This window comes from Rhodonellum sp., from assembly GCF_030656585.1.
In the GTDB taxonomy this organism is placed as follows: Bacteria; Bacteroidota; Bacteroidia; order Cytophagales; family Cyclobacteriaceae; genus Rhodonellum; species Rhodonellum psychrophilum.
Window position 1 is genome coordinate 1 of sequence record NZ_JAUSPP010000079.1, and the last position, 17,781, is coordinate 17,781.

The 17,781-nt window shown below is 40.5% G+C and carries 13 protein-coding genes; 7 read left to right on the top strand and 6 right to left on the bottom strand.

Annotated features, from left to right (window positions below; translation table 11 throughout):
• Window positions 1-484 precede the first annotated feature (484 nt).
• The 6 genes from Q7J63_RS19210 to Q7J63_RS19235 all read right to left on the bottom strand — a co-directional run bounded on the left by Q7J63_RS19210 (window position 485) and on the right by Q7J63_RS19235 (window position 6,264).
• Entirely contained in the window at window positions 485-1,492 is a 1,008-nt protein-coding gene (locus Q7J63_RS19210; RefSeq protein ID WP_304888564.1) for a hypothetical protein, read from the bottom strand.
• A gap of 21 nt (window positions 1,493-1,513) precedes the next feature.
• Window positions 1,514-2,011, bottom strand: a complete 498-nt coding sequence (locus tag Q7J63_RS19215; RefSeq protein WP_019598197.1) for an ATP-binding protein — start codon at window positions 2,009-2,011, stop codon at window positions 1,514-1,516.
• 594 nt (window positions 2,012-2,605) lie between these two features.
• Window positions 2,606-3,595: an MlaD family protein gene (locus Q7J63_RS19220; protein WP_304888566.1), complete on the bottom strand. Its 990-nt coding sequence runs from the start codon at window positions 3,593-3,595 to the stop codon at window positions 2,606-2,608.
• A 2-nt stretch (window positions 3,596-3,597) separates the two neighbouring features.
• Window positions 3,598-4,329 (bottom strand): ABC transporter ATP-binding protein, encoded by a 732-nt coding sequence (locus Q7J63_RS19225; protein ID WP_019598189.1) that lies wholly within the window; start codon window positions 4,327-4,329, stop codon window positions 3,598-3,600.
• 12 nt (window positions 4,330-4,341) lie between these two features.
• Entirely contained in the window at window positions 4,342-5,115 is a 774-nt protein-coding gene (locus tag Q7J63_RS19230) for an ABC transporter permease (protein WP_019598188.1), read from the bottom strand.
• A 522-nt stretch (window positions 5,116-5,637) separates the two neighbouring features.
• Window positions 5,638-6,264 carry a class I SAM-dependent methyltransferase gene (locus Q7J63_RS19235; protein ID WP_304888570.1) on the bottom strand — a complete coding sequence of 209 codons (627 nt, stop codon included), beginning with the start codon at window positions 6,262-6,264 and terminating at the stop codon, window positions 5,638-5,640.
• A 161-nt stretch (window positions 6,265-6,425) separates the two neighbouring features.
• Here Q7J63_RS19235 and Q7J63_RS19240 point away from each other — a divergent pair, with 161 nt between their 5' ends.
• From Q7J63_RS19240 to Q7J63_RS19270, 7 genes are all read left to right on the top strand, one after another.
• Window positions 6,426-7,004 carry a C40 family peptidase gene (locus Q7J63_RS19240; protein WP_304888572.1) on the top strand — a complete coding sequence of 193 codons (579 nt, stop codon included), beginning with the start codon at window positions 6,426-6,428 and terminating at the stop codon, window positions 7,002-7,004.
• 646 nt (window positions 7,005-7,650) lie between these two features.
• Window positions 7,651-10,032 (top strand): class I SAM-dependent DNA methyltransferase, encoded by a 2,382-nt coding sequence (locus tag Q7J63_RS19245; protein ID WP_304888574.1) that lies wholly within the window; start codon window positions 7,651-7,653, stop codon window positions 10,030-10,032.
• Between the two features lies 1 nt (window position 10,033).
• On the top strand, window positions 10,034-11,212 hold the full coding sequence (locus tag Q7J63_RS19250) for a YhcG family protein (RefSeq protein ID WP_304888576.1): 1,179 nt from the start codon (window positions 10,034-10,036) through the stop codon (window positions 11,210-11,212).
• Window positions 11,202-12,554 (top strand): restriction endonuclease subunit S, encoded by a 1,353-nt coding sequence (locus tag Q7J63_RS19255; RefSeq protein ID WP_304888578.1) that lies wholly within the window; start codon window positions 11,202-11,204, stop codon window positions 12,552-12,554. The genes Q7J63_RS19250 and Q7J63_RS19255 overlap by 11 nt, the downstream gene beginning before the upstream one ends.
• A complete protein-coding gene (locus tag Q7J63_RS19260; RefSeq protein WP_304888580.1) occupies window positions 12,551-14,326 on the top strand; it encodes a DUF262 domain-containing protein in 1,776 nt (591 codons plus the stop codon). The genes Q7J63_RS19255 and Q7J63_RS19260 overlap by 4 nt, the downstream gene beginning before the upstream one ends.
• The gene (locus Q7J63_RS19265) at window positions 14,323-16,518 is read left to right on the top strand and encodes a DUF262 domain-containing protein (protein ID WP_304888583.1); all 2,196 of its coding nucleotides are present in this window, start codon (window positions 14,323-14,325) and stop codon (window positions 16,516-16,518) included. The genes Q7J63_RS19260 and Q7J63_RS19265 overlap by 4 nt, the downstream gene beginning before the upstream one ends.
• The coding region (locus Q7J63_RS19270) for an ATP-binding protein (RefSeq protein WP_304888585.1) at window positions 16,519-17,781 on the top strand (1,263 nt) is incomplete at its 3' end. It abuts the gene before it with no gap.

The window sequence follows — 17,781 nt, forward strand, 5'->3', positions numbered from 1 at the left end:
GCAAGTGATAACTATTGGGATTTTATCTCTTGGCGGAATTTGCGATGTTCTCCGCGGAATTTGCGTGAAAAAATAATTCTGAATATTTTCACGCAGAGCGCGCTAAGTATTTCGCAGAGGACGCAAATATTTTTAGGGAGACCATAAATTGATTCCGGTAAATGATAACTATTGGGATTTTATCTCTTGGCAGGATTTGCGAAGTTCTCTGCGGACTTTGCGCGAAAATTGGTTCTGAATATTTTTTCCCAGCGTGTGCGAAGTGTTTCGCAGAGTACGCAAAGATTTTTAGGGAGACTGAAATGGATTCCGGTAAATGATAACTATTGGAATTTTATCTCTTGACGGACTTTGCATGAAAAATTGGTTTTGGAATGAATACGTCTTCTTGCATGAAGGCGAAAATCCATAAATAATTTTTGAAATTTATCAACAAAGGAATTGGGATCTATTCTGAGGATTTTTCATGCTTTTCTTCCATCCATTACATTGAATCCTTGTATTTCATAGCCAATTCGAGATAGCCCTTTCCTTTGAGTAGATGCAGCGATTTTGACTTGGTGTGGCTTGCCGATTGCGCATTGAGCAAATGCACTTTTGCCCTGACATTGGCCCGAAGACATTTGAAATAGTTAAAAATATCCTTGTCAAGCGCTTCCGGAAAGCATGGAAAAACAGCATCATAAACCCTCAATAACTTCTTGGCCAATTCAGGTTTTCCAAAAAATTCCAGATCCATATAAAGAAATGCGATTTCATACAAGATATCGATCTGTCGGTATTCATCCGAAAATTCGATGCAATCAAAAAGAATGGGTTTCTTGTAAAGGAAAATATTCCCGCTGTGAAGATCACCGTGGACATCCCGCATATACCCCTTCTCTATCCTCTGGCGAAATCTCGCTTCGTTTTTGGTCAAAAAAGCATCGCTCCATGCCACCAATTCCGGTATCCATTCCTGGTATTTACCATCCAATTCCTTGGAGGCGATTTCTTGGATGGACATCAAATCGTTGAAAATCCCCTGAGCTGACCCAAGTTCAAATGGCCGCTTGACTTTCACAGAGCCATGGTGAAACAAGCCCAATTGCCCGGCCAAAATGGAGATTTCATCTTCGGTGACTTTGTTTTTAGACAAAAGGATATCCATTCGTTTTCCCGCAACGAGTCTTTTCATGACCACGGTATAGTCGATCACTTCCCCGGCAAAGCCCCCAATTTCCCATTGGTCTTCATTTCGCCTGATGGGAAAAGCATTGAGGTAGATGGGGGAAAATCGGCGGTTGAGCTCCACTTCCTTTTCGCAATATTTTCTCCTCAAGCCAAGGGTCGAATAGTCCAAAAAGGAAAGTTTCAAAGGCTTCTTGATCTTGAAGGCATGCGTAGCGCTGAGAATCACCCAGGAAATATTGGTTTCTTCCAATGTTCCATTTATGGGTTTGTCCATAAAAAAACCCTTGGCCATCAATTCCCTAACCTCTTCCTGGTCCATCTTGTCTTTTTCTTTGCTTCATCAATTGACTTTTTCCAAAAAATGCTTTGCTTTTTCAAGATTCTCCTCCAAATTCTCATTCGTGGATTGGATCAATAAATGGGGCTCCGACAAAGGATCAAACTCTCCTTTTATCTGATAGTGAACCGCCAGATCGGCCTCGCTGTCTTCCCTTGGCATGGAAAGTCGCTGTCCAATCAGGGTATCTTCTGCCTCTACCAGAATGATGAAAACCTCGAAAGAAAGGGTTTTGGCCATGCAGATTGCCATATCCCGCATGAATTGAAGGTAAAAAGTACCATCCATGACCACATCTTCCCCCTTGATAAGCAGCTCCTTGGAAGTCTTGATCATTTCATTGTAAACGGAAATCCTGTTTTCGATCTTGTATTTTCCCAGCAAACCCATTTTTCTCCGAAGTTCGTCACTGCCCACATACACCGCCCCGAGCTGCTTGGCCAATCTCCTTGCAAAATAACTTTTCCCTGATCCGGGCAATCCCATCACAATAATCAACATAGCGGACACTCCTCCTGAGGTTTAGATTTAAAAAAGAGCCTTAAAAAAAACCAAAAAACAGACTCCAATCCCTTGTATTCTAAAAATAAAAGAATCCGTTTCTCGAATTGAATATAATTATATAAAGTTTAAATATAAAAAATAAGTATGTTTTTTAGCCGGAATTTTTTTAATCCCTGTTCTGCATCACCAATTGCATCACAACATATAAATACTTAGTAATGAATTGGTTTTCACTATTTTTAACCCGTTTTATGCATTACGAACTCAATTCTAGATTGTAAGTAACGGATAATCAATTAGGTCTTGGCTATTTTGACCCTACCCTCTTGGTATCAGGAATGAGTCTCCCAATAGTCTGATTTTTTTGCTGTTTCAAGTTCATTAGGAAATCTGATGCATATTTCGGGATAAAAAAAGCCGATTTTCAACCTTCTCCATTGATGGGGGTTGATGTTATTTTTGTTATTAAATCACACTAAAGCATGAGGTAAATCAACCTACAGCAGCGGAAGTGATTCCTTTCTTTTGACAAAAATCTACCATTTTCAAATGCCAAATGAAAATTGACATTTACTCCAATAAATGATTCCTTCAATTCCCATTTCCCGCCTCCTTTTCCTTCGCTCTTAATCTCTCCTGTCTTCTAAAATACCGACGGAAAAGAAAATTGGTTTTGAGCGCTTCCATGTTTTGGTTGAATTTGTCCGTTCCCTCTTCTATATTCAATGCGGTGTTCAAAATCGATTCCCGCATCATGGAATCCCTCAGAATCAATCCTGTGGTCCCTTCCCCCTTTTCCATGGCAATCACCATCGTTTTCACTTCCTCCAGCAACAATTCAGCATGGGTACTCGCTTGCCCGATCTGTTCCAGAGAGGTGGTCAGCTGATTGGACAAAATCGAATCCATAAAAAGGGTATTGACCAGACCGCTTCCCTGCTCGAGTCTCTCGACAAGATTCCTCCCTGCAAGCGTCATGGCGCTGGCATTCGCTCCTGTTCGCCGGAATTCCCTGACGGAATTTCTCAAATCCTGGGTAAGGACTGTATCCGAAAGGAAGGCCCAAAAATTCTCATTGCCGTTCAATTTAGAAGTGATTTCAAAGAGATTCAAAGAAGTTTTTTCGACGATCATGCTGGTTGCATTCAGGCTCCTGAAGATGTCATCCGTATCGATCGGGGTTTGTGAGAAAATGACATCGCCTTCCTCAACGGGCTCAGCCACCTCTTTCTGGGGAAGGATGTGGATCAATTTATTGCCCATCAATCCATCGGTACCGATGGTGGTGATCGCATTTTTCTTGATAAAGGGCTTCATTTTATTGTTGATGAGCATGCTGATGTAAATGGAGGTATCATTGGCCATGTCGATCGACTTCACCGTGCCCACATCCATGCCCATGAATCTTACATTGTTTCCCACCACCAATCCGTTGACGTTTTTGACTACGGCTCGGAGGTTGAAGGTGGAACCGAACAGGTTCTGGTTTTTTCCAATCATATACAGGCTGAAAAGCAGGAAAAGTGTTCCCGCAATCACGATCAAGCCTACTTTCGAGTTTTCTATCGTATTCTTTTTCATGGTCAGGCAAAAAACTCCCGGATTTTGGGATCAGTGGATTTTTTAAGATTATTGAAGGTATCATTGGCATAACACCTTCCTTCGATCAACATGATGACACGGTTGGAGGTAATGTTGATACAATTCATGTCATGCGAAATGATGATCGACGAAGCATTGTATTTCTTTTGCACTTCTATCATCAAATTGCTGATTTCCCGTGCGGTGACCGGATCCAGACCCGTAGTGGGTTCATCGTAAAGAATGATGGTCGGTTTCAGGATCAGGGTGCGCGCCAGGGCAATCCTTTTCCGCATTCCGCCGGACAACTCCGCCGGCATCATATCGATGGTATGGGCCAGTCCAACATCCTCCAAAGCCTCCAAAACCGCCATTTCGGATCCCCTTTCCCGTTCTTCCTTGCTCCAGTGCCTGCGCAATGGAAACTCCAGGTTTTCCCGGACGGTCATCGAATCATACAAGGCATTGCTCTGGAAAAGAAATCCGACCTTGGCCCGCAGGATATCGAGTTCCTCCTGATCCATGTCCTGAATCGATTGATCCAGGACGATGATCTTGCCCGTATCCGCCGGCATCAGGTTGATGATACATTTGATCAACACCGACTTACCCGAGCCCGATTTCCCAAGGATCACCAGGTTTTCGCCGGGCTCCAATTCCAAGGAGAAATTGCGGAGCACATGGTTGTCTCCAAAGGATTTGTTGACGTTTTCTACTTTCACGACTGGATCCATTTTCGATTCGGTTTAAGTAAATCCCAAAAGATCCGTGATCTGGACAGCGATCAGGTCAATGACAAAGACCAGAAGCGAGGCCACCACCACGGCAGAAGTAGCAGATCTTCCCACCCCTTCCGTCCCTTTCTTGGAATTGTATCCTTTATAACAGCCGATAATGCCGATGGCAAAACCGAAAAAGAAAGTCTTGATCAGGGAAGGAATCAGGTCACCATAACTCAAGGCATCGAAAACTTGGGTCCAGTACAAATGCCAGCTTACATGGCCACGGATGTTGACGCCGAGATAGCCCCCATAGATCGCAATGGCGTTGGAGAGATTGGAGAGCAGGGGCAGCATGACGGTGGTGGCCACCACACGGGTGACAATAAGGTATTTGAAGGGATTAGTACCCGAAACCTCCATGGCATCGATCTGTTCTGTGACCCGCATGGACCCCAGTTCAGCCCCCATGCCCGAGCCGATTTTGCCCGCGCAGATCAGTGCGGTGATGACCGGGGAGATTTCCCGCACCAGAGACACCGACACCATCGCCGGCAACATCGACTGCGCACCAAATTCCACCAGTGTGGGCCGCGATTGGATCGTCAGGACGAGTCCCATGATAAATGCCGTCAGCCCTACCAATGGCAAGGTCTTGTACCCCACCCAGAAACATTGGTGCAGGAATTCATCAAACTCCTGTTTGGGCTTGAAAAATTCCCTGAAAAATCGCCGGGTAAATTGATAGATTTCACCAACCTCAGTCAGAAATTCATTGTTCAGTCCTATGAAATATTTCATATCCTGTCTCTCTCTAATGATTTAAAAATAGTCCCTTCACAGCCGGAAAAGACTTCTCTCTCCGGATAATTATCGGCAAATACCAAAAGCCTTACCGCCCATCAAACTTCCAAATGGGCCATAAAAGAATCCCATCCATCAAAAAAGACCTTTCCCAATCAAAATCATCAGAACCGGGATTAGGCCAATTCCTAAAAACACACTTCATGTGGAATGCACAATTGAAAATAGATATAAATTCTCTAAAAAAAAACAGCATTAACTAATGATCAAAATATTCGGAGAAGGGTAATTTGACATTTTGGATGTCGGATTCGGGTAAAAGAGGGATTTGAAATCCATCTTCGTGGAACCATGACCAGGATTGCAAATCCTGAAATATCTGTATTTCGAGATTTTTAAACGTAAACAGTAGGGGCAATAGGTCGTAGAGAAAAATAGTTGGATACTTCTTTCTGTGGTCATAAATGACTTTTCTTAAGGGAAATAGCATTTTCCGGTAATTCATTTAAAGGGAAAACCTCATATAACGGCCTTAATGACCACAAAACTCCCTTGACCGTAACCTTTGATAGGTTTTTCGATTTCATTTTCATCCGGTTTGGCCAAAGTCTGCCAGTAGTCAAAATCATGAAAACCGGATTGCTTCAGCAATTCCGTTATTTCTTCGGTGGAATGAAAATGAGCCTCCTTATAAAATTTGCTTGAAGATTGTCCTGCTTGGTATTTTTTACCGAGTGCGCTGTTTTTGTCAATGATGGCGACGATGATTTCTCCCTTTGGTCTTAAGATGCGATGAACTTCCGAAAACGCTCTTGGGATGTCAGAAATAAAACAGACGGTCGTCACCATCAGGGCAAAGTCGAAGCTTTCATTTTCAATCGGAAGATTTTCGCTATATGCGGTGTAAATGTGTACACCTCGCTTTTTAGCCATCCTTGCCATATTCGCGGAAGGTTCTACCCCAAATTTAATGTGTAAAGTTTCCGCAAAACGGCCAGTACCCACACCGATTTCAATCCCGGATTTATCTTTCGGAAGCGCTTGTTGAATGGCCAGAATTTCCGATCGGTAAACCCATGGATGCTTTTCAAACCAGCGATCGTATTCCAATGTATTTTGGTCAAATGTTGTTTCTTTTTTACCCATTGTTCCAGAATTTTAGAAATAAGCATATCGTATTGTCTCATCAAATGAAGCAAATCCACCTCTCCTATCCTGTAATTTCGTCGGAATTTATCTCTATTGATCAAAAAACGATTTGTGGCACAATTAAAGCTATCCTTAAATTTCGACTAAATTATTTTAATATGCTGCGGTATTTAGAGTTGATTTTTAAGGGTGCAAAGAGACTTAGCCAGCAAAGAGCCATTTATCTGTTGGTGGCCGTTGGCCTCTTGGTGGTCTTGGTCCGGAATCAATCCGAAGCCAACAAAACCAACTCAGCTGCTGCCCAACAAATTTTTTTATATGACAATGCAATTGACACCAAAACTGATTCTCTGATAACTTACGCCTTGTCCATGAAAGGAATTCCCTACGCCTATGAAGGCAAATCGTTGAATGGATTTGACTGTTCGGGGTTTATTTACTTTGTTTTCAATAAGTTTGGGATCGAAATTCCCGCCGGTTCTGCCAACCAGTTTTTGGAAGGCACTCCGGTGGACGAAAGTAATCTCGCCAAGGGTGATCTGGTTTTTTTCAAAGGATATGAGAATGACAGTGACCGGGTCGGGCATGTCGGCATCGTGTTCTCAACAGAAGATGAAATCTTTTTTGTCCATAGCTCTTCAGGAGGCGGTGGCAGAGGCATTACCACCAACAGTCTGGAACACCCGCAATACAGGGCAAGATTTTTAGGAGCAAGAAGGGTGATTTCAACTCTTTAACCCAAAATATGCATCCGGTTTCCAAATGGGCTTGAAAATTCAATAAAATCAGACTATTGGGAGAATAAGGGCTGGTGCCAAGATGGTGAAGTCAAAAAAGCCAAACTCCTAACTGATTATTAGAGAATTACGGTTGGTAATGTACAATACGGGTTAAAATTGGGCTAAGGATTATAGGATTATTGGGTCTCTTGCTGTTCGATATTTGCAATGTCGGATTCAGATAAAAGGGGGGATTTGCATTCCTTCTTCGTGGGAATATGATTGGGGTTTCAAATCTTGGGATATGTGTTGTTCGAGATTAAAGATCTCAACAATCGTATAAAAAAAGAACAAGAATTATATACCTATATCAATATTAATTATAATAAAAGTCATTTTTTTATAAAAATACCCAGATTAGGGTATTTTTTAATCGTTCGGGAATGGGTATGTTTGAAGAACAACTAAAATCACCAGCACAAAAACCATTGAACCATAAGCCCAGCGTTCCTTATCCAAAATCTTTTATACCTCCCAGCTTAATGCCCAAAGTTAACTTTCGGAACCATGGCTTGGGTAAAAGCAGAACCGCTTTTTTGGCCAATCACTGGGAAAATTACCGATATTCGCTGACAAGAAAACGGGGATAAATCAACATGATAAAATGAATCAAGCAGTCCATAACAAATCAGTATCCTTCATTTGGTCAATTGCCGACGATTGCCTTCGCGATGTGTATGTAAGAGGAAAATACCGCGATGTGATTTTACCCATGGTGGTTTTGCGCAGATTGGATGCCTTACTGGAACCAACCAAAGCCGCAGTGTTGGAAGAACTGGTTTTCCAGAAGGAAGAGGCAAAGTTTACAGAGTGGGATGAAAATGGATTGAGGGATGCCAGCGGTTATGTGTTTTACAATACGAGCGAATGGACTCTCCAACGCCTGCACGACACCGCAACCAATAATCAGCAGATTTTACAAGCCAATTTTGAAGATTACCTAAATGGCTTCAGCGGAAATGTAAAAGAGATCATTGAAAAATTCAAACTCAAAAGCCAGGTTCGGCACATGGCATCGAAAGATGTTTTGTTGAACGTTCTGGAGAAATTCACGTCACCTTACATCAATCTTACCCCTTTTGAAAAGAACGATCCCGATGGGCGAAAGCTTCCGCCTTTGACCAATTTGGGAATGGGATACGTGTTTGAAGAGTTGATCCGCAAATTCAACGAAGACAATAACGAAGAAGCCGGGGAACACTTTACACCGCGTGAAGTAATTGACCTGATGACCCATATCATTTTTGAGCCGATCAAAAGCAAGCTTCCCCCTGTCATGACCATTTACGATCCCGCATGTGGGAGTGGCGGAATGCTCACCGAATCCCAGAATTTTATCAAGGACGAAGAGGGCGAGATCAAAGCCACGGGAGATGTTTACTTGTACGGCAAGGAAATAAACGATGAAACTTATGCCATTTGCAAATCGGATATGATGATCAAGGGCAACAATCCCGAAAATATACGGGTGGGTTCCACACTTTCAACAGACGAGTTTGCAGGAACCACCTTTGACTTTATGCTTTCCAATCCCCCATACGGAAAATCCTGGGCAAGTGAACAAAAGTATATCAAAGATGGAAAAGACATTATTGACCCTCGTTTTCAAATCAAGCTCAAAAATTATTGGGGTGTAGCAGAAGAGGCCGATGCCACTCCCCGCTCGTCGGATGGCCAATTGCTGTTCCTGATGGAAATGGTAAACAAGATGAAACCACATTCCCAAAGTCCCCTGGGCTCAAGAATTGCCTCCGTGCACAACGGCAGCAGTTTGTTTACAGGAGATGCCGGTGGTGGTGAAAGCAACATCCGCAGGTACATTATTGAAAACGATTGGTTGGAAGCCATTGTCCAAATGCCCAACAATTTGTTTTACAATACAGGCATTACTACCTACATCTGGATATTGAGCAACAGCAAAGCAGCAAACCGAAAGGGTAAGGTGCAATTGATTGATGCGGGTTTGTTGTTTCGGAAACTGCGAAAGAACCTGGGGAATAAAAACTGTGAGTTTGCTCCTGCACATATTCGTGAAATTGTATCGGTATATGAGAATCTGCAGGTGGTGGACCGAGTCAACCATTCAGAAACCCAGGAAGAACAAGGCATTGCTGCCAAGGTGTTCGACAATCACGATTTTGGATATTACAAAGTAACCATAGAACGACCAAAACGACTGAAAGCACAGTTTACTGCCGAACGTATTGCTGAACTTCGTTTTGACAAAAGCTTGCGGGAACCTATGGCTTGGGCCTATGAAACCTTTGGAGAGGAAGTCTATACCAATCTGCGCCAACACGCAAAAGCAATAACCGAATGGTGCGAAAAAAATGAGCTGAACTTGAATGCCAAACAAAGCAAAGCCCTGGTAAGTGATGCGCTTTGGACCAAACATTTGGGATTCTTAAATACTGCCCATGCACTGATGCAACTCATTGGCACCGCTGAGTACAATGATTTTAATGTATTCAAAGAAAAGGTAGATGCGGCACTGAAAGCCAACAAAGTAAAACTTTCCGCTTCCGAAAAGAATACCATTTTGAATGCGGTGAGCTGGTACGATGCCGAAGCTGAAAAAGTGGTGAAAGGCACCGTGAAACTAAGCGGTGCAAAACTGGATCAACTCCTTGACCATCTTGGCTGCAAAGAAGAGCAACTTCCGGATTATGGGTACTTCCCTACTTCCAAAAAAGGAGAGCCTGCCAGTCGGGGCGGGTACCTGACTTACGAAACAGAAAGCGATCTGCGGGATACAGAAAATGTACCCTTAAGGGAAAGCATCCACGAGTACTTTATCAGAGAAGTCAAACCTCATGTCGTCGAAGCCTGGATAAATCTCGATGCAACCAAAATCGGCTATGAGATCAGCTTCAACAAATACTTTTATCGACACAAACCTTTGCGTGACATTGAAGAAGTAAGCAGCGATATTTTAAAACTGGAGGAATTGAGTGATGGTTTGATCAAAGAAATATTGAGTCTTTGACATGGAAGAAGACAAAAAATTAAAACCAGATAAGGCCTACGCTGAAGCACTGAAAGCTATTGTCAAAACCATAGAACTTGCCCAGGTCAAGATAGTGATTGCCGCCAATACGCAGCTTCTTTGGGCTTATTGGAAAATCGGCAACGAATTATCAGCCCGCACCAAAATCAACGCTTGGGGAGCAAAGGTGATTGATACGCTTTCAAAAGATTTACGAAAAAAATTCCCTGCCATTAAAGGGTTTTCTGCGAGAAATCTATTGTACATGCGGCAGTTTGCTGAAGCTTATACGCCTGACCGCATCCTCCATTTAAACAACCTTTGGGAGCAGGCAAAAACAAATACGCAACAGCTGGTTGCGCTATTAAAAAGCAATGATGGCTTTGAATCTGACATTACGCAACCACCGGTTGCGCAATTTGACGAAATCAATTTTACAGACTCATTGGTAGGTAAAATAAGCTGGTCCCACCATTTGGTATTGATAGACAAATGCCCCAAAATGGCCAACCGATTTTGGTATATGCTCAACACCCTGGAGCACGGTATCAGTAAAAACATGTTGCTCATGCAGATTGAGGCAGGATTGTTTGAAAGACAAATCGCTCTCAAAAAAGTATCCAACTTTACGGCTACCTTGCCCGCACCCCAATCTGATTTTGCCAATTACCTGCTTAAAGACCCCTATATTTTTGATTTTGTGCAGGCCAAAGAGCAAGCAGATGAACGCAATATTGAGGAACAACTTACGCGGCATATCACACAATTTTTACTGGAACTCGGGCAAGGCTTTGCCTTTGTCGGCAAGCAATACCCGATGCGGGTTGGAGGCAAAGATTACCATGCAGATCTATTGTTTTACCATACCAAACTGCACTGCTATGTGGTGGTGGAACTGAAAGCCAGGGCCTTTGAACCCAGTGACCCGGCACAACTGAATTTCTACATCAATGTCATAAATGACATCCTGAAAACGGAGCAAGACAATGATACCATAGGTATTTTGCTGTGCAAGGGTAAAAATGAAATTATAGCTGAATATGCGCTTAAAGGATACAACCAACCCATTGGCGTAGCGGACTATGTGTTGAGTAAAGCAGTACCCGAAAATTTACAATCTACCTTGCCGCAAATTGAGGAGTTGGAACAGGAATTAAAGCAATTAGACCATGAAAACTAATCTGGATAAATACCCTTTTTACAAAGATTCGGGGGTTGAGTGGTTGGGAGAGATTCCTAAGAATTGGGAAATCAAAAAGCTTAAACATATCTCCGATTCATTTCCAAGTAATGTAGATAAGCACAGTAAGCCAAATGAAAAGCAGGTACGCCTTTGCAACTATACTGATGTTTATAAAAATGAATTCATTTCAAATGAAATGAACTTCATGGTTGCTACTGCTTCAAATGAACAGATTCAAAAATTTAGTTTGAAAGTTGGAGATATAATTATCACCAAAGATTCTGAAACCTCAAGTGATATTGCAGTTCCAGCGTTGGTCAAGGAAGAATTGAAAAATGTCATTTGTGGATATCATTTAGCAATAGTTAGATCACATAAAAAAGTTAATCCACATTTTCTTTTCAGATTGTTTCAGGACAAAACTTTCAATGCTCAATTTGAAATTTGTTCAAATGGAATCACAAGAGTAGGTTTAGGGTCAAGTGATCTTAAAAAGGGATTAATTTTAATCCCTCCTCTCCAAGAACAAACCGCAATAGCTGACTTCCTCGATCGAAAGACAACCCTAATCGATCAGGCGATATCCATCAAGCAAAAGCAAATAGAACTGCTGAAGGAACGTCGCCAAATCCTGATTCACAAAGCCGTCACCCGTGGGCTAAACCCGAATGTAAAATTGAAGGATAGCGGTGTGGAATGGGTTGGGGAGATTCCTGAGGGTTGGGAGGTGAAGAAACTTCGATATTTAGCTAATTGTTTCCCAAGTAATATTGATAAACATAGTAAACCCAATGAGAAAGAGGTTAGACTTTGCAACTATACAGATGTCTATAAAAATGATTACATAACTAACGATATGGAATTAATGATAGCAACGGCATCCAACGAGCAAATCAATAAATTCACTCTCAAAGAGGGTGACATTGTAATTACAAAAGATTCAGAAACAGCAAGTGACATTGCTGTACCAACATATATCAAAGAAAAATTAACAAATGTAGTTTGTGGGTACCATTTAGCTATTATTCGAACATTTCAAAATTGTTATAGCAGATATTTATTTCAAGCGTTGAAAACAAAATCGTTCAATTCCCAATTTGAAGTTTGTTCAAATGGGATTACTAGAGTTGGTCTCAGGAATTCAGATTTAAAAAATGGTTACTTTCTTTTACCTACTGAGCAAGAACAAATCGAAATAGCAAGTTATATCGAAAATGGAGTTTCCAAAATAGCAGAAACCACCTCACTCAAAGAACAAGAAATAGAAAAGCTAAAGGAATACAAGGCAACGGTGATCAATTGTGCGGTGACTGGGAAGATAAAGGTGAGTGGGGTATGAGGGAGTTAGTTTTTAATACAGAAAATGTTTTCAATTCAATTTCTGAAGATGGAGCACTTTTCCAATATGATTGCAATACTTACCATATTCCTGCTTTCCAGCGGGGATATAAATGGGGTTCCGACCCAAACGGTGCCGTTACAATCCTACTTAAAGATCTCAAGGAAGCTTTCACAGCCTTTCAAAAAGGAACCCGCCGCGAATACTATCTCCAATACATTACAGTAAAGAGAAGTAAATCAGATGAGCATGGAAATTTTCACCTTGAGGTAATTGATGGACAACAGCGTCTAACCACTCTCTCCATTCTTTTTTCAGTTCTTTCCTTTCAAACCGGAAAAGAAAACCTTGGAATAAACAAGCTCGATTATGCAATCAGAGCTAATTTTTTCCAAACTCATATCAATTCTGTAGAAAAACTTAATGAGTTATTAAAATGCGATTGGAAGGAATTTAGAGATAAAGATCGGGACCGGCTCGACAAGCAAGACATTTATTATTTTTTCGAAGCTGCAAAACGAATTGATAAATTCTTAAAGGATGAATTGAAAAAGGACTTGATCCTGTTTCATGAGTTTGTATCAAAGCATGTCATGTTGATAGTGAATTCGGTAGAATCCCATGTAAGTAGTGAGACAGTCTTCCGAAATTTAAACAGTAACAAAGTACCTTTGACTGAAACAGAGTTGGTAAAAGGTTATTTCATAACTAAGATCGGGAGGCAGGGAAAATCAAAAATTCATTTCCGTGAAATCTTAGAATTACGCTCAAACCTCGGTCGAAAATGGGATGAAATCTCTGCTTGGTGTAATTGGCCCGACGTCAGATCATTTTACTTCTTAGGCGGGGATGGCATGGAAGGGTTGCTTACTATAACCGCAAAAATGATTGAGGGGAAAAGCCAAAAAACATTAAAAATAGGCAAGAAAGAAGACCATCATCTTTTTAACTTTTTTCATAGTTTGGATGATCTTGAAGATGCCTATAAACTCTTAAGGGAGAATTACAACAAGCTTTTAGACTGGTACAATAGAGATGACATTTATACCCTGATTGGCTTCTGTAGATTCACAAAAGGGAGAAAAAACAACTCTTTGGAATTTCTAATTCCCCTATTAAAAATTCGTGAATACAAGGAACTTTTCAAGGCTCTTGAAAAAGCAAGATTTGATCTTTTACCAAGAGAGGAAATTCAAGAGTTGAGATACGGAGGAGATGATGACCAAGTTATTCATGCGGTGCTTCTTTATTTAAATGTATTTCCTGATGGTATTAGAAAAAGATTTGATTTTCATCTTTTCGAAACTGAAAAATGGACCTTGGAACATATTTTTCCACAAAGCCCCGAAGGAAAGAAAAATCAATTAACACCAGACCAAAGGGAATTAGTCATCCAAATGCTGGATGAAAATCTATCAGATGACGTGAGAGAAATTCTAAAAAAAGATTCGAGAACAGAACCTGAAAAGGCACTTTATTATGAGGCGTTGAAAAGTCTTGGCTCACTAAATTCTATTGGAAACATGTGTCTGTTATCTAATAGTGACAACAGCTCGAATGGCAATAAATTCTTTAAAGAAAAAAGGAAAAATATTCTTGAGCTTATCCAAAAAGGCAGCTTTGTTCCAAAACACACTTTCGATGTTTTCAGCAAGATGATACCCTCATTACCAGACCATAATTTATCCATGTGGACAAGAGATGATATCCAAGTTCATCAAGATTATATTTTTCAGTCTATTCAAAAAGCAAGGGAGGAGCTTGATATATGAGAACTGGGAAGTATTGCTTTAGGGACCTTTTTGTAAATCGGTACATCGACCAAATTGTGATCCCCGAAATCCAACGAGACTATGTCTGGCAAAAAGAACAGGTCAATGGATTGATCCATTCTTTGCTTGAAGATTTCACTAAGTATCAAAACTCAACAATTGACTTGGGAGATATTCATGACCCCCAACTCAAAGCAGATTTCGAAGAGTTTTACAAAAAGAGAAATTATTCTTCCAACATAGGATTTATTTATGCCTATTGTGACGAGGAACTTCCAGGTAGATATTTTTTAATTGACGGCCAACAAAGGATAACTACTGTTTTCTTAATGCTTTTAACCTTAGCAAATAGAAATGAATCCTTAAAAGAAAAATTTAAAGGTTCCTATTTGATTGAACGAAGCCAAAAGCTGGACTTCCGAGTAAGAGATAATGCTCAAGATTTTTTCAGGCACTTTTGTCTTCATCTTCTTGAAAAAAATTTTCCGGTCAAGGAACAAGCTTGGTTTTTTGATTTTTACAATAACGATGAAACCATAAAAAATTTAGAGGCAAACCATCGGCTCCTTGATGAAACACTGAACACCCAATCAATTGATGAACAAGGGTTTTACAAATACTTAGAGGAGTTTACCGAATTCTGGTATTTCGACACCAATGTGAGCGAACAAGGTGAAGAATTATACATCTATATGAATGCTCGAGGAGAGCAGATGCAAGGAAATGAGAATATAAAAGCAGAATTATTAAGTGAACTGCCTAATCAGGAATCAAAGAATTACTATGGGAAAATATGGGAAGAATGGCAGGATTTTTTTTGGATAAATAGAAAAGGAAATCAAAATGCCGATCCTGGGTTCAACGAATTTTTAGCATGCATATCTGGCCTTGAAAACTACATTAAAGGTGATACTTCGAATTTTTATTCAAAGGAAGAGTTTGATAAGCTTAAAGAAATTAGAGCTGTCCAAGTTGTTAATCCTTTATCCATAGGAATAATTGAGAAGTATTTTAATGTCTTAAAGTTCTTAGAGGATACCAAAAGCCAGTTCTGCAGCCTGTACAATTATTCTTCATGGGTTGATAAATGTCTAAATGAATTTTGGGAAATTCTTAATTCCAAAGGAGGGACAAATTGGTATGCTAACTATGAAGATGACAATAGAGCAACCGAAAGAAACAGGATGGTTTTCCTTTGGAGTATTCTTTTTTACTTCAGAAAGAGATTGAAGAAAATCCCTACTGAATCACAAGGCATTGATTTCATCATTGAGAACTTTAGATTTCTAAGGATGGTCTTTTTGAGATATAAAAATTATAATAGGTCTGTAAAATCAATTAAAGATACCGTTAATTTTATTCTTGAAGATTCTATTGGAGTTCTTGACCCAACAGACAATTCTCTTCCGCTTGAAATTGAAAATCTTAACCTAACTGAATCCGCTGATTCAAAAATTAGGAACTCTGAAGAAATAGGAAAGAATAAAATACTAAACCAACATCCTGGAAGCATCCAAGTCCAAAGAGAACATGAAGAACTAATCTGGGAAATAGAGGATCATCCTTACAATCTCGAAGGCAAGGACGTAGGAGGAACGAATATTTCCCACCTAATAGATTTTGAAATTTTTCCCGATTTGAACGAACTAAGACAAATTAAAAACACATTTCATGAACTCTTTCCTAAAGACTCCAAGGTACATTTAAATGTTCAAAATGCTTTATTATTTTATGGTGAATATTGGCATCAAGAGAAACCAAAATATTATAAAAATTTAAAATTTGATAATTGGAGAAGAATTATCAGAGGGAATGGATATTCGGACCAGTCATTTGGAAAATCCACGTTTATAAGGTTTTTTAATGAGTTTATAATTTCAAATAAAGAAATTGAAGATTTCATCAAACAGAAAACAGACGAAGCCAATCTTACTAACCCATCTTCTCTAGGGGAAAAAATTTTATGGTATTCCATAAGACTAAAAACGAAAATGTGGGGAGAGGGAAATTTCATTGTAATATCATCAGGGTCCCCTTGTTCATTACCAAATTGGACAGGAATGGATGAAAATTTTCCAGATGAACATATATTTTACAATACCAAGGGAAATTTAAAGGGAGGTGCTCCAAAAAAATTAAGCGAAATGTTAAAAACTGAACAGTCAAATATTATAAACATGGACGAATCCTAGATGCCCAAAGAAATCATCTTTATATCGAGTGTTCAGAAAGAGTTTGCTGCAGAGCGGATGGCACTTGCTGCTTACATCCGTGAAGATGAATTACTGAAGCTTTTCTTCGAGCCTTATTTATTTGAAGAAATCGCGGCCACAGGAGAAAATCCGGGAACAGTATATCTCAAAGAAGTCAATACCTGTGATATCTATATAGGTCTATTGGGTACGGATTATGGTTTTGAGGATCAGGATGGGATTTCTCCCACAGAGCGAGAGTTTGATCAGGCACAAGAAGCCAATAAGCCTTGCTGGGTTTTTATCAAGGGAGGCAGCTTTCTGAGTCGCCACCCAAAAGAAGTGGCATTTATAGACAAAGTAGGTGAGCGGGTTTCCCGAAAGCGATTTGAAACCTTTGACGAACTGAAAAAAGAAATCTACCGCTCGGCGATTTTGTATCTCAAGCAAAGCGGGAAAATAGATGCGGATGATTTTGACAGCAGTATTTCAAGAAAAGCCGAATTGGAAGATATTTCTGAGGTAGCCCTTTCAGAATTCGTCCGGGAGGCAAGGGCCAAGCGTAATTTCCCGCTAAAAGTAACCGATCCAACAGAAAAAATCCTGACACATTTACGGTTGATGAGACAGGGTCAGTTGACCAATCCTGCTATTCTTGCTTTTGGGACCAATCCCCAGGTTTTCTTTCCGTCGGCCACGGTGAAATGTGCCCATTTTCATGGATTCACGGTTAGTAAACCCATTCCCGATTACAAAGAATTTGGAGGCACGGTTTTTCAAATGGCAGATGATTCCATAGACTTTGTGCTTTCAAAAATCAGTCTTTCCACAGGAGACAGAAGTAAATTCAATTTGGTAGATACGACCTACGAAATTCCCCGGGCAGTCATCGCAGAAGGAATTATCAATGCCATAGCGCATCGGGATTATTACAGCAAGGGCAGTATTCAAGTGTCTGTTTTCAAAGACCGGATTGAAATCTCAAATCCAGGTTCCTTACCCAAGGAGTTGGACATTTCTAAATTGAAAGAGCCTCATAGCTCCTACCCTTTCAATCCGACCTTGGCCAATTGTATGTTTTTGACAGGTGCCATTGAGCGCTTTGGCACGGGTATTCCCGAGATGTTTGCCTTGTCTGCCGACAGGGGATTGAAGGCACCGGAATTTCAGGATACTAAAACCTTTTTGGTTACTCTTTGGCGACCATCTGCAAGCACCGCACATGACACCGCACATGATACCGCACATGACACCGCACATGAT

Excerpts from the sequence above, each read along its gene's own strand:
- Q7J63_RS19220 (WP_304888566.1), bottom strand. The coding sequence starts at position 3,595 with ATGAAAAAGAATACGATAGAAAACTCGAAAGTAGGCTTGATCGTGATT.
- Q7J63_RS19225 (WP_019598189.1), bottom strand. The coding sequence starts at position 4,329 with ATGGATCCAGTCGTGAAAGTAGAAAACGTCAACAAATCCTTTGGAGAC.
- Q7J63_RS19230 (WP_019598188.1), bottom strand. The coding sequence starts at position 5,115 with ATGAAATATTTCATAGGACTGAACAATGAATTTCTGACTGAGGTTGGT.
- Q7J63_RS19240 (WP_304888572.1), top strand. The coding sequence starts at position 6,426 with ATGCTGCGGTATTTAGAGTTGATTTTTAAGGGTGCAAAGAGACTTAGC.
- Q7J63_RS19235 (WP_304888570.1), bottom strand. The coding sequence starts at position 6,264 with ATGGGTAAAAAAGAAACAACATTTGACCAAAATACATTGGAATACGAT.
- Q7J63_RS19210 (WP_304888564.1), bottom strand. The coding sequence starts at position 1,492 with ATGGACCAGGAAGAGGTTAGGGAATTGATGGCCAAGGGTTTTTTTATG.
- Q7J63_RS19215 (WP_019598197.1), bottom strand. The coding sequence starts at position 2,011 with ATGTTGATTATTGTGATGGGATTGCCCGGATCAGGGAAAAGTTATTTT.
- Q7J63_RS19265 (WP_304888583.1), top strand. The coding sequence starts at position 14,323 with ATGAGAACTGGGAAGTATTGCTTTAGGGACCTTTTTGTAAATCGGTAC.
- Q7J63_RS19255 (WP_304888578.1), top strand. The coding sequence starts at position 11,202 with ATGAAAACTAATCTGGATAAATACCCTTTTTACAAAGATTCGGGGGTT.
- Q7J63_RS19250 (WP_304888576.1), top strand. The coding sequence starts at position 10,034 with ATGGAAGAAGACAAAAAATTAAAACCAGATAAGGCCTACGCTGAAGCA.
- Q7J63_RS19260 (WP_304888580.1), top strand. The coding sequence starts at position 12,551 with ATGAGGGAGTTAGTTTTTAATACAGAAAATGTTTTCAATTCAATTTCT.
- Q7J63_RS19245 (WP_304888574.1), top strand. The coding sequence starts at position 7,651 with ATGAATCAAGCAGTCCATAACAAATCAGTATCCTTCATTTGGTCAATT.